This window comes from Petroclostridium sp. X23 (genome assembly GCF_030013905.1).
In the GTDB taxonomy this organism is placed as follows: domain Bacteria; phylum Bacillota; class Clostridia; order SK-Y3; family SK-Y3; genus X23.
The window spans coordinates 1890429-1902625 of the sequence record NZ_CP124862.1; the positions used below are offsets into that span (position 1 = coordinate 1890429).

Annotated in this window: 10 protein-coding genes and 2 pseudogenes; 6 read left to right on the forward strand and 6 right to left on the reverse strand. The window is 36.1% G+C overall.

Features of this window, described 5'->3' with window-relative positions:
• Position 1 precedes the first annotated feature (1 nt).
• Together citC and QKW49_RS09210 are read right to left on the reverse strand one after the other, a co-directional pair.
• Complete coding sequence (gene citC / locus QKW49_RS09205) at positions 2-1048, reverse strand: [citrate (pro-3S)-lyase] ligase (protein WP_282867254.1); 1047 nt, start codon at positions 1046-1048, stop codon at positions 2-4.
• A gap of 216 nt (positions 1049-1264) precedes the next feature.
• Positions 1265-3583 carry an ATP-binding protein gene (locus QKW49_RS09210; protein WP_282867255.1) on the reverse strand — a complete coding sequence of 773 codons (2319 nt, stop codon included), beginning with the start codon at positions 3581-3583 and terminating at the stop codon, positions 1265-1267.
• A 349-nt stretch (positions 3584-3932) separates the two neighbouring features.
• Between QKW49_RS09210 and QKW49_RS09215 the strand changes: the two genes are divergently transcribed.
• Positions 3933-4628: a response regulator transcription factor gene (locus tag QKW49_RS09215; RefSeq protein WP_282867256.1), complete on the forward strand. Its 696-nt coding sequence runs from the start codon at positions 3933-3935 to the stop codon at positions 4626-4628.
• 18 nt (positions 4629-4646) lie between these two features.
• On the opposite strand, the gene QKW49_RS09220 is transcribed toward QKW49_RS09215, so the two are convergent.
• From QKW49_RS09220 to QKW49_RS09235, 4 genes are all read right to left on the reverse strand, one after another.
• On the reverse strand, positions 4647-4817 hold the full coding sequence (locus tag QKW49_RS09220) for an aspartyl-phosphate phosphatase Spo0E family protein (protein WP_282867257.1): 171 nt from the start codon (positions 4815-4817) through the stop codon (positions 4647-4649).
• 21 nt (positions 4818-4838) lie between these two features.
• Positions 4839-4961: a hypothetical protein gene (locus QKW49_RS09225; RefSeq protein WP_282867258.1), complete on the reverse strand. Its 123-nt coding sequence runs from the start codon at positions 4959-4961 to the stop codon at positions 4839-4841.
• 587 nt (positions 4962-5548) lie between these two features.
• Entirely contained in the window at positions 5549-7081 is a 1533-nt protein-coding gene (locus QKW49_RS09230; RefSeq protein ID WP_282867259.1) for a YifB family Mg chelatase-like AAA ATPase, read from the reverse strand.
• A 705-nt stretch (positions 7082-7786) separates the two neighbouring features.
• On the reverse strand, positions 7787-8443 hold the full coding sequence (locus QKW49_RS09235) for a pentapeptide repeat-containing protein (RefSeq protein ID WP_282867260.1): 657 nt from the start codon (positions 8441-8443) through the stop codon (positions 7787-7789).
• Positions 8444-8794: 351 nt separating this feature from the next.
• Here QKW49_RS09235 and QKW49_RS09240 point away from each other — a divergent pair.
• The 5 genes and pseudogenes from QKW49_RS09240 to QKW49_RS09260 all read left to right on the forward strand — a co-directional run.
• Positions 8795-8909, forward strand: a pseudogene (locus tag QKW49_RS09240) (magnesium chelatase domain-containing protein); the annotation flags it as partial.
• Positions 8910-8993: 84 nt separating this feature from the next.
• Positions 8994-9889, forward strand: a pseudogene (locus QKW49_RS09245) (FGGY family carbohydrate kinase); the annotation flags it as partial.
• A 558-nt stretch (positions 9890-10447) separates the two neighbouring features.
• On the forward strand, positions 10448-10756 hold the full coding sequence (locus QKW49_RS09250; RefSeq protein WP_282867261.1) for a carbohydrate-binding protein: 309 nt from the start codon (positions 10448-10450) through the stop codon (positions 10754-10756).
• A 109-nt stretch (positions 10757-10865) separates the two neighbouring features.
• The gene (locus tag QKW49_RS09255; protein ID WP_282867262.1) at positions 10866-11519 is read left to right on the forward strand and encodes a DUF4397 domain-containing protein; all 654 of its coding nucleotides are present in this window, start codon (positions 10866-10868) and stop codon (positions 11517-11519) included.
• A gap of 278 nt (positions 11520-11797) precedes the next feature.
• Complete coding sequence (locus QKW49_RS09260) at positions 11798-12013, forward strand: KTSC domain-containing protein (protein ID WP_282867263.1); 216 nt, start codon at positions 11798-11800, stop codon at positions 12011-12013.
• Positions 12014-12197 lie beyond the last annotated feature (184 nt).

Consider the following 12197-nt stretch of genomic DNA (forward strand, 5'->3'; position numbering starts at 1 on the left):
TTTAGTGTCTTTGACTGCTCGCACGAATTCTTTCTATAATTTCCAATGCCTCTTGAGAACATAAAAATGAATAGGTTGTCTTAGGCACCAGCACTTTTATTTTTTCAAATTCCCCTTCTCGAAGATATTTCCTGACTCTTGAGGCGCTGATTGCATTACTCTCCACAGTCATTCGCGGTACTTGGACTACCTCAATACCATATTGAGGTAAAATCTCTTTCATCTTTTGATTATATGTTCTTGTAACGGCGCAATAAGGTTCTTCTCCGGCGTATCTTTTGTTAATCCCCATCACCGGCGCGATATGCTGTCCGAATATCCTTAGATCAAGTGCTGCATGTGTCTCAACTACATCCTGGTACTCTTTTATGAAATAGGAAGGAAACGTAGCATTTGAAATAATATAATCCTTTCCTTTATGCACAGTAACATTGGATAAATGTTTTACTCCTTCTTTTACCAACTTATATCTGACTTCTGCCGGAAAGACCGATTGATCTTCCCATACCACAAAGAGGTGAACATGGTCACTTCTTGAAGCTGCGTATTCAACAAGGTATAAATGGCCTAACGTAAATGGATTGCAATTTACTACGATCGAAGCAACATTTTCCCCTCTTTGCTTATGGTACGAGATTTCTGTCAAATACTGCTTCAATCCACCCAGCTTGTTTTCCATTAATATTACTTTGGACGGTACTCTGGAAATCTCATAAAATCCCAGTTGCGAGAACATGAATTCATTTTCCGGCTTTGTGTAAAGAAATAAATGTGTATTTCCCCGGCAATATTGTTCATTCACCAAGTGTGTTATAATTTTATTTGAAAGTCCTCTATTCTGATACTGTGCGTCTACTGCAATACATTTTAGAATCCGCCCTTCAAAAGAGCCCGTCCCAATCATTTTATCTCCATCAACCAAAGCAACGGTATATTCCACCCCTTTATCCAGTGAGAGATTTTGTTTTTCCAAAAAATCAATCACCTGCTGTTTTTCAAACTTTGAATTCAGATGAACAATCTGTTCTTTAATCAATTCAAACTCCATCAGCACCCCACCCTCATTTAAAATACAATCCTTCTTTCTTAAAAACCAATATTTTATTCTTGTTTCAATATATCTGTTCTATTATCGTAGGGATGGACGCCCCTGTCCACCCGCTGTACTATTACCCTATCTGCGGGCGGACAGAGTCGTCCGCCCCTACGGAATCTTAACTGTTAGCGTGATATATAACTTGGTAAACTAGAAGTCTAAAGTTCGTTAACTATATTTCAAAAAAACTTTTTCTATAGTGCTTACTAACTCATTGGTCAAAATAGGTTTTGTTAATAACGCATCAATTATTTTTTCTTTTGTTAACGTTTCACAATCCGTGTCAACAAAGCCTGTAAAAAGTATAAATTTGATATCCATTCCTATTTCTTTGACTTTCCTGGCTAAGTCTGTACCCTTTAGACCGGGCATACTTTGGTCGGAGATCACTAAATCGAATTTCTCAGGGTTTTCTGTAAGTACTGTTAAAGCCTCCATACTATTTGTTTTTGAAATAACATGATACCCCAATTTTGTTAGCTTCTTCTGCATCATCTTTGTAATCTTAGGCTCATCATCTACCAACAGGATTGTTTTATCGCCTTTAATTTTTTCTTCAAAAGGTATTTGTCCATCTTCTTCACACATTGTTGTTTGAGGCAAATAGATATTAAAGATGCTGCCTTTCCCTTCCTGGCTTTCAACTGTTATCTCTCCGTTATGGTTAGATATAATACCATGGACAACAAACAATCCCAAGCCTGTCCCATTCCCTATTTCTTTTGTAGTAAAAAACGGATCGAAAATGTGTGCCATTGTTTTGTCATTCATTCCGCATCCTGTGTCTTGGATAGAGATTTTTACATATACTTCACCAGGAACATCCTTTTGCTTTAAAGACGGATCTATACTAGCTCTTATCGATTTTGTACTTATTTTGAGTAATCCTCCGGTTTCTTTCATCGCATGGTACGCATTAGTACACAAATTAACAATTACCTGATGTATTTGTCTTGAACTCGCCAGCACATAAACATCATCCTCAGCAATATCGTCTATAATGTTAATGGTAGGAGGCAATATTGATGTTGCAAATTTCAAGGAGTCCTTAACTAATCTATTTATTTGAATTGGCTTATACTGTAATGATCCTGTTTCTTTACGGCTAAATATAAGAATTTCTTCTATAAGGTCTTTGGCTTTTTTTGAAGCCTCCAAGATTTCAGTTGCGTTTTCATGCAAATCACTTTCTTCCGGCAAATCCTTCATCATAAGCTCTGAATACCCAAGAATCGGTGTTAAGAAGTTATTAAATTCATGCGCAATGCCGCCGGTCAGCGTCCCGATTGTCTGTAATTTTTGCGAATGCATTAATTGCATTTCTTTTCTGTGTAATTCCTGAGAGGCGTGATTCAGTTCTTTAAGATATTTTGTTTCTAATTCCAGTGCTTCTTTCTTCTTCTGTATTCTAAAAGCAATATAAAAAACAATGAAAAATGCTAATACTACTATGCTTGCCACCTTTAGGCCACTGCTCAGTTTTTGTTTGATAGGGCCTTCAATTTCATCATAGGCCATCACAACCGAAACGATCCAAAAATCATTATCGATATGTGCCGGAGTATAGGCATTCATTTTCTTAACTCTTACCAGTTTTTCTTCCGGCCACCAATACGAGTGATAGATGGCAGTTCCTTCTTTTCCTTTTAACTGTTCTCTTACCATTTCTTCCAATTCCGAAAGATCAACAGAAGAATACATTTCTTCTCTTGTTTCGATAACCTGAGCGCCTATTTGTTCTTTCACAGGATGCATCAGAATAACGCCTTGATTATCTTTTACTAATGCATAGCCATGCTCTCCTGCTTTCACCGGCTCTACCAATTGAGCATACATATATTCCAAATCAATGGAGGCAACAATCACCCCTACAAACTGATGCTGATAAAACACTGGTTCCATAATATCAATGATGAATTTTCCAATTCCATTCTTGTAGGCTTTACTTATATACGGCTTATGTGTTGCCAAAACAGTCACTACATCCGGCGTACTTACATTATCTTCCCTCACCCTTGCACCCTCGTTTTCCGCCGATTCTCTATAGATAACAATCCCTGAAGCATTGTATACATAAACGGCATTCATGATTCCGCTTTGCACTTTATATAAAGCATCCAATTCATCAAAATCTGATGACAGATAATGATAATTGTTGTGAGTGGCTAACTTTTCCTGTAATTTCGGATTATTGGCTATAATCTTGAGATCATTCGATCTTTCTCCAATAAACATTTCAAGGCTTGTTGAAATGGATCTTACAATGGTTAATAAATGCTTCATTTGCTGGGCAATCACTTCATCTCGATAATCCACGTAATTTTTATAGCCTATCCGGCTAAATAGAGCGATAATTAGAACAATAATGGTTACTACAATGACATTTCTTTTATTTATCATATTAACAAGAAATAACTTCCAATGTACTGCTTGCAATTTATCAGGAATTTTATTCATTACTTTTTTAATAACAGCAGGAAAATCCATTTCAAAACCTCCAAACAATATATTGTTTATCAATTTGATTGTTCTATAGTATTCGATATTAATTATTTTTTCCCTGCCCTATTATTTGTAACACAGTATATCTTCTTTATTTTGCTAAATATTTGTTATCATAACAGAATCATAACAGAATCATAACTTTCAATCATTTTGATCAAAATAACTTTGAAAGCAAATGTTTTTTTGTTTATATTTACTATAATAAAGCATGAATCTTAAAATATTCTGTATAATTCTTAAAAATTTTTAATAAAAATCTTAATTTTTTTTTAAATATTCTATGATATAATGAATTATAGGTTCGCTATGAGATTGAAAGGTAGGTATAGCAATGGCTAATGAAAAAGTTCTGATTGTAGATGATGAAGCATCAGTAAGAAAATTGATTAAAAAAAGTTTTGCTAGAGAAAATATTCTTACTTTTGAAGCTACATGTGGGAAAGAAGCGTTAGAAATGCTGCTTACAAATTCTTTTGATTTGATTATTCTTGATATTATGATGAAAGATATGGACGGTCTTGAGGTATTAAAAAAAATAAGAGGTCTCGGAATGAACATCCCCATTCTATTATTAAGCGGAAAAGCTGAAGACTATGACCAGATCCTTGGGCTTGGCATAGGCGCTGACGATTATATTACCAAGCCTTTTAGTCCTTCCATTCTTTGTGCCCGTGTAAAGGCGCATATCCGCCGGAATATTGACATGATGAATTCCAAAAAAAGTACCCTGGTTATTAACCAAGGCCCCTTTGAATTTAACTTAAATGAATACAAACTTTATAAAAACGGTATGGAAATTATACTTTCTACAAAAGAGACCATGTTGATGAAGTTTTTTCTTGAAAATCCCAATAGAATATTTTCAAAAGAACAGCTTTATCAAAAGGTATGGGGGGATACCATTATTGATGATAATTCTATTATGGTCTACATCCGGCATCTAAGGATGAAAACCGAAGATAATCCTAAAATCCCTAAATATATACAAACCGTATGGGGAATCGGTTATAAGTTCGTAATCGAATAGCTTAAAATAGTCCGTTATTCATCTTGTCTTACTGCTTTTTAAATACCTGCTTATAAGGTCATCCAGTTTCTTACTAAGCTCAATAATTTCCGGACTATTTACACATTTAGACTCACTAATTTTTGCGTCCAATGCTTTCCTGGTAAACTCAATTTCATCCTTTAAATATTTATAGTTAGAGTTGAGCATCTTATCTCTCCTATCTTAAAATCATGATATGTCTTCATAGTGCACCAAACTGATTTCTCCAGGTTTAGGAAACTTTCCACCCCCTACCAAGCTGGCAGCGATATCGAGAAGTCCGATAATTTCAAACCGTGGAACCAATCCCATATGCACAATGCTATCCAGTTTATATTGACGTCTATAACTGACTTACTCGTACTATATACTAATGACTTTTGTTATAGTAACATATTAGGCTATAATTATGCAATATATAACAAAAAATAAATAAATTATATTACGTAACAAATTATACAATAAGCATATGCAACCACCTTTGCCCTTTCTTATCTACCTTTTTAATCTTCAAGAAAGTCAGATTTGCTTGGTAGGCTTCAACTTCCTTGAAGACATTATACCATATTTATCCTCTTTAGCAAACATTAGTTCGCAAAAAAGGAAAATCTAAAAAGTATCTTATTATCAATTTTATGTAACGTTATGATTACAAGTCTTTAAAAAAAATCAGTGTATTCTCCATTGGTAATATTCCTTATTGTAATAACTATTCTTTATCTATTACTTGAAGATTGAAATAATAAAGCAAAAGAGATCGCCCTACCCGGACGATCTCTCTATATACAAGGAGACTGGGACATTCTAAATTCGTTTTATCGCCTTGATTTGCTTTGAAATCCCAACGGCTATAACGCAATATACAACAGATATATCCGTATTTCTCATCAGTACTATTACTATCTCCAAAATTTCCTATCCAGACTCCTGTATTGGATGGCTTCAGCTAAATGACTGCTTTGGATATTTTCGCTTTCATCCAAGTCCGCTATGGTCCTTGCTACTTTGAGAATCCTATTATGTGCTCTTGCACTCAACCCCAATCGGTCAAAGGCCATTTTTAGCAGATTCTTCTCTTGATCACCAAGGTTACAGAATTTATGCATATGGGATGGCTGCAGTTGGGCATTTGAAAATATATTATAGCCTTTATATCTTTCTATTTGTATTTTTCTTGCACGGTTCACTCTATCTTTTATACGGCTGGAACTTTCAGAAGTTTCATCAGATTCCAAACTTTTATATCTTACCGGCGATACTTCTACATGAATATCCAAACGATCCAACAGCGGACCGCTTACTTTTCCCAAATATTTTTGAATCTGCAAAGGTGTACAGGTACATTCTTTCGTGTTATCTCCATAGAAACCACATTTACATGGATTCATAGAAGCGATAAGCATACATTCGCAAGGATACGTGAGCGTAGCATTTACTCTGGCAATTGTCACCTGCCCGTCTTCCAGAGGCTGTCTCATCACTTCCAATACATCTTTTTTAAACTCCGGAAGCTCGTCCAAGAAAAGAACTCCATAGTGCGCCAAACTGATTTCCCCAGGCTTAGGAACTTTTCCGCCCCCTACCAAGCTGGCATTGGATATTGTGTGATGAGGATGTCTAAAAGGCCTGGTGGTAATAAGCGGCATATTCTGGGGCATCAATCCGGCTATGCTGTGTATTTTAGTTACTTCCAGAGACTCTTCAAAAGTCATATCAGGAAGTATGGCCGGTAAACGCTTTGCGATCATTGTTTTTCCGGCGCCGGGCGGTCCGATCATCAGACAGTTATGTCCTCCTGCCGCCGCTACTTCCAAAGCCCTCTTCACATTATCCTGACCTTTCACATCACTAAAATCCACGCCATACCGATCTGTATTTGAAAAAAGGCTATCAAAATCAACAGCAAAAGGTTCTATTCTTTTTTCTCCGGTAAGGTGCAAAATAATTTGATACAAATTATTTGCCGGATATACTTCTAATCCTTTCACTACAGCAGCTTCATATGCATTTTGCGTGGGTACGATGATCTTCTTAATATCATTTTTATATGCGGCCATCGCGATAGGGAGTACTCCATTGATAGGTCGTAATTCTCCATTTAGCGAAAGCTCCCCTATAAGCATGTAGTCTTTAATATCATCCACCTGTATTTGTTCGGAAGCATGTAGAATAGCAATGGATATAGGAAGATCAAAGCAAGGCCCCTCTTTCTTGATATGGGCGGGAGCAAGATTCACAGTGATCCGTTTGATTGGAAATTCATAGTTACAGTTTTTTATAGCAGCCCGTACTCTCTCCTTTGATTCACGTACAGCGGTATCGGGAAGTCCGACAATTTCAAAAGAAGGCAGGCCATTGGAAATATCCACCTCCACATCTACCACAAATCCATCTACCCCCATCAAACCACAGCTTGTTACTTTAGCAATCATTAATGATGTCCTCCTTGAATGTCATACTAAAGATGCGAAAGTTTGTTCTACTACAAATTAACAGAAATTCTCTTAGTTGTCAATGAGTTTATAAAACCTTAAGTAAATCAATTGACTACAAAAAATCCCGGTTCTGCTGGGTGATCTTGAAAGTATACCGTGTTAGGATACTTTAAAACCTCAGCCGCCATCAAATAATCACCTGAACCTACACCAACGGTTATACCGGCAATAAAAGCCTAATAGGGTGATGTCAATATGTGAAATACTTCTATATAAAATATATCTATTTATTCATCTGAGTTGTTATTTTACTATAACTTGCCAAAAAGTTTTTTGCATTATCCACAAAAATTGACGTATTAAATTGTGATATTTGTCAAAATAACATGTTAACAAATTAACAATATGATTGTATAATAAATATATAAAGATTCAAGGAGGTGAAAGAACATGAAAGATTTTTTCGGAATGCTTGCTTTCTTTGCAGTTGGTGCATTAATCACATTTGCTGAAGTAGCTACTTACTTTGCTTAATATTTTTGAGTAATATTAATACCTACTTCAGTTAGATACAGAGTTCTCTTTTATATAGATAAATGGACTTCACTTTTGATAATGAAGTCTATTTTATTATGTAAATCTATATCATTCAATCATCTTATTGTTTCCTAAACTTACGCAAATCCAACAATTTATACTATGCTATTCTTTTATAATAAGACCTATCATTTTCGACAGAGAGACTGCTTGCATAGGGGAAACAATTGCACCGTGTAAATCCTCAACTCTAACACCTAAGCCTTCTATATTACAATTACTGAAATCAATTTGACTTAGTTTTGTACTTGACATCTGGGCCTGCTGAAGGTCAGAATACTCGAAGTTAACCTTTAGGAAATTGGACTCCATGAAGTCAGCATTCCGGAGCAAACAATTATTAAAACTTACCTGCCCCAAGTTTGAGAATCGAAAACAAGCATATTTCCCATTGCAGTCTTCAAATATTACATTTCTTAATGTTGAATCACTTAAGTTAATACCTACAATTTTACATTCTACCATCTCTACTCTGTGAATTACGGCCCCACTCAAATTTACGTTGGACAAATCGCAATTTTCAAATCTAACATCCGTCAAATCAAGGAACTTAAATGATACGTCTTTAAAAAGAACATTTTTAAAAATGATTTGCTTAAAAGCCACATGTTCTGCAAATTCATTTTCAATTGTACCATTACAAATAATCCCTGAAGATAAAACATCTTCACTTTCAATTTTTTTAGTTAAGACATCAAGCATATCTAATTTCTTCGGTAATTTAGGATGTAAAACTTTAAAATTTGCTTTTTCATCGTTCATAATTTCACCGTCCAAGCTATTATTTTATAAATTCCAACTTATATGTGCAAGCACCTAATACACTAGCCTTCTTCAGCAACTGTGACAATTCCCCCAGTTTTTAAACAGCATTTTATACCATAACGCATGTAGAAATATGTGGGGATCTGCAAGCAAATATAACCTTAATTTACAACTATTATAACGCAGTTTATCAGCAAAATTAATTATATATTTAAAATTTGTTAAATAAATTTGTTTTTTGTCGTCAAACTATCTTTTAGCACAACAAAAAAATCGCCCTACCCGAACTATGGTAGACGGGCAGACACAAGGCCTGCCCCTACCCTGTAAGTCGATATTTGCTGGTAAGTTGAGGTGGATATTTCAAACGGTCTGCCTTCTTTTGAAATCGTTGGACTTCCCGATACTGCTGTACGTGAATCAAAGGAAAGAGTACAGGCTGCTATAAAAGGGGTATTTCTTCCAAAACTTTTAAATTAACTTTTTAAAGAGAGACATTGCCCCTGAGGGTGAAAATCTTGCCGATACAAACAAGAAGTTGGATGAAATCGCTGCTTTTTTATTAGGTATTGATATTGGCACTTCGGGAACTAAAACCGTATTATTTGATGTTAACGGTAATTCAGTAGCCAGTGCATTGGTTGAATATCCTTTGTATCAACCTCATGTAGGATGGGCGGAGCAGCAGCCGGAAGATTGGTGGAATGCGACTGTCAGCACAATTCAAGCTGTCATTAAAAAGAGTGGCGTTAAACCGGAAGACATCAAAGGAATAGGTTTATCCGGACAAATGCATGGTCTTGTATTACTGGACAAGGAAAATAATGTCCTCAGACCGTCCATCATTTGGTGTGATCAGCGAACCGGCAAGGAATGCGAGCAAATCACAGAACTTGTCGATAAAAAAAGATTGATAGAAATTACAGCCAATCCGGCTTTAACAGGATTTACAGCCTCCAAGGTAATGTGGGTTAAAAACCATGAGCCTGAGATATTTGAAAAAGCAGCTAAGATACTTCTTCCAAAGGACTATATTCGTTTTATGCTTACCGGTGAGTTTGCCACCGAAGTCTCTGATGCAAGCGGCATGCAGTTCCTGAATGTAGCTGAAAGAAAATGGAACGATGAAGTATTAGGAAAACTGGGAATTGATAAGGCATTATTGGCAGATGTGTACGAATCACAGGAAGTCAGCGGTAAAGTTTACCCTAAAGCCGCCAAGCTTATCGGCCTATCGGAAGGTACTCCTGTCGTCGGCGGTGGTGGCGATCAGGCGGCGGAAAGAGCAAGCTTTGGAGACAGATGCAGGCAGATATGTTCAATACCGATATTGTAACTATCAATTCCAGCGAAGGTCCGGCACTGGGTGTAGCACTGCTGGCCGGTGTAGGCGCAGGTATTTATTCCAGCGTACCTGAGGCTTGTGAGATGGCAATTAAAATTAAATTTTAAATTATCTATTTATATGAAAATCTATATAATCATATGGGAAAAGAACCAATGATATGAATCCATACCTGGTTCTTTTCCTTTTAATCTTGTGTTAACTTAGAGTATACGCTTCTTTTACAGTAAACATACAAAATACATTTTTATCTTCGCAGCAAATACTGATTTCCTCAAACAGAATCTATCTAATCAGAGTCCTCTCTGTTCAAAGGATACTTGCTATTTAAGAGACAATCATCAATGGCATCATCTCCATCATCATATGCTATATATCGTTGTGCTCAAATTCTACTACTTGTATTCCTCTTAAGGGGAATCCCTTTGTTCGCATTCCGAACATTTCATCAAACCATTACAAAGATTTACCGATTCCATTTTCATCTCCTAAGTGGTTCAAGGGAATCATCTCCTTTGTTCTATTATGTTATATATATACCACTCGTCCATAAGACGAAACAAAAATTTTTAATAAATGATCATATGGATAAAATAATTGATTTCGCAAATAATTTTATATATGATTAACACTATTGATATTAGGAGGTTTTGAATATGCCCAACCAACCTTTTGAGCAAAACGGTATTACCCTCACCCCGGAAGACTTCCACTATGGCGATATGATACGCATCACTTATCAAGGTGAATTAACCAAAGAAGGTGCAGATAAAATCTGGATGTTTAACACCTTTAATAATGAATGGAAAACTGCCCAGCAAGATGAAATGCAAAAAAATGGCCAAAATGGTTTTGAAATTAATTTGCCCCTCAAAAAAAGAGGCTACCTTCAAATCGCATTTCGAGATAGTGCAAATCACTGGGATAGCAACTCCGGCAACAACTATAGTATTGAAGTCAACTAAAATAGAGCTGCATAAAATATGGTTATTTTATGCAGCTCTATTTTATGTGAACTTTTTACCCTTCATATGCATATATTGTACTAGAACTTATATGAAAGAGGTTGATACAATGTTTTATAATCCGTATTATACATCATACAACTACCAGATTGCGCAGCCGGTACAATCATACATCAGGATTTTGCACGCTTCTCCCGATGCACCTGCAGTAGATATCTATGCAAACGATAAATTGATCGCCAGGAACTTATCCTATAAAGGCTTCACTCCTTATGTAACCGTTACTCCGGGAAGTTATAATATTAAAGTCTACCCCACAGGAAGAAAAGATAATGCCGTACTGACTACCGACCTAAATATACCACCTTATTCCATCTATACTGTAGCAGCCGTTAATAAACTCGCAAATCTCAATCTTCTTCCTATAAGAGAACCGACAATGCCGATCCCTGCCGGTAAAGTATATGTAAGATTTGCACACTTGTCACCAAATGCACCAAATGTTGACGTAGTATTGCCTAACGGAACAAAATTATTTAACAACGTAACTTATAAGCAAGTTACAGATTATATACCGGTTAATCCGGGAACATATGCGATTTATGTTCGCCCTACAGGAACCGACCAAAACGTTTTATATGTTCCTAACATTACATTGCAGCCCAATAGATTTTATACTGTTTACGCCGTAGGTCTTGTGGATGGTACGCCTCCTTTGCAAGCACTTATTCCTTTAGACGGCAATAGCTATATAAAATTTTAATATCACTTTTATCCGGTATATTAATTTCCCAGAATTCAAATACTATTTTATATAAGTTGAATTAAATAATTGGATATTACAAGTCAACGGAACGCCACGGGGGGCGTTCCCTACAAATTGCAAATCATGTATGAATGGAATTTGGTGTTCTATGTAGGGAACGGCCCCTGTGCCGTTCCGACTCAAATCTTTAATTCAACTTATATAGTATAGAGATATAAGAAAAATGAGAAGACCCTCCCTTTTTTCTTATAAAACACATATGGGAAGTGAATGCAATGAACAGACAACCAGTGAACTCAGAAAAAATCAAAAGTGTGGGATATGATATTGATGCACGAATACTGGAAGTGGAATTGAGTTCCGATCTTGTCTACCAATACACCGACGTACCCGACTTAGTGTATCAAGGGTTGCTGTATTCCCCTGTGAAAGACAACTACTATGAATCCATGTTTGAAAACGGACCTTATAAGCGTATTAGAATACAGTAATGTTTAATTTTCTTCAATTAGAAAAAAACAATAAAAACCTTATAGGAGGATGTGAAAAAGTGCTTGATTCGTCAGTCGCAAATCATGGGGACGGACCTACTGCTTCCTTAAAAAGCAAGCGCAGCAGTAGGTCCGTCCCCATGATTCACTCCTTCTGCGTGCTAAATTAGACTTTATCACATCC

Coding starts and splice junctions, on each gene's coding strand:
- QKW49_RS09260 (WP_282867263.1), top strand. CDS start 11,798: ATGAACAGACAACCAGTGAACTCAGAAAAAATCAAAAGTGTGGGATAT.
- QKW49_RS09255 (WP_282867262.1), top strand. CDS start 10,866: ATGTTTTATAATCCGTATTATACATCATACAACTACCAGATTGCGCAG.
- QKW49_RS09225 (WP_282867258.1), bottom strand. CDS start 4,961: ATGGGATTGGTTCCACGGTTTGAAATTATCGGACTTCTCGATATCGCT.
- citC (WP_282867254.1), bottom strand. CDS start 1,048: ATGGAGTTTGAATTGATTAAAGAACAGATTGTTCATCTGAATTCAAAG.
- QKW49_RS09210 (WP_282867255.1), bottom strand. CDS start 3,583: ATGGATTTTCCTGCTGTTATTAAAAAAGTAATGAATAAAATTCCTGAT.
- QKW49_RS09250 (WP_282867261.1), top strand. CDS start 10,448: ATGCCCAACCAACCTTTTGAGCAAAACGGTATTACCCTCACCCCGGAA.
- QKW49_RS09230 (WP_282867259.1), bottom strand. CDS start 7,081: ATGATTGCTAAAGTAACAAGCTGTGGTTTGATGGGGGTAGATGGATTT.
- QKW49_RS09220 (WP_282867257.1), bottom strand. CDS start 4,817: ATGCTCAACTCTAACTATAAATATTTAAAGGATGAAATTGAGTTTACC.
- QKW49_RS09215 (WP_282867256.1), top strand. CDS start 3,933: ATGGCTAATGAAAAAGTTCTGATTGTAGATGATGAAGCATCAGTAAGA.
- QKW49_RS09235 (WP_282867260.1), bottom strand. CDS start 8,443: ATGAACGATGAAAAAGCAAATTTTAAAGTTTTACATCCTAAATTACCG.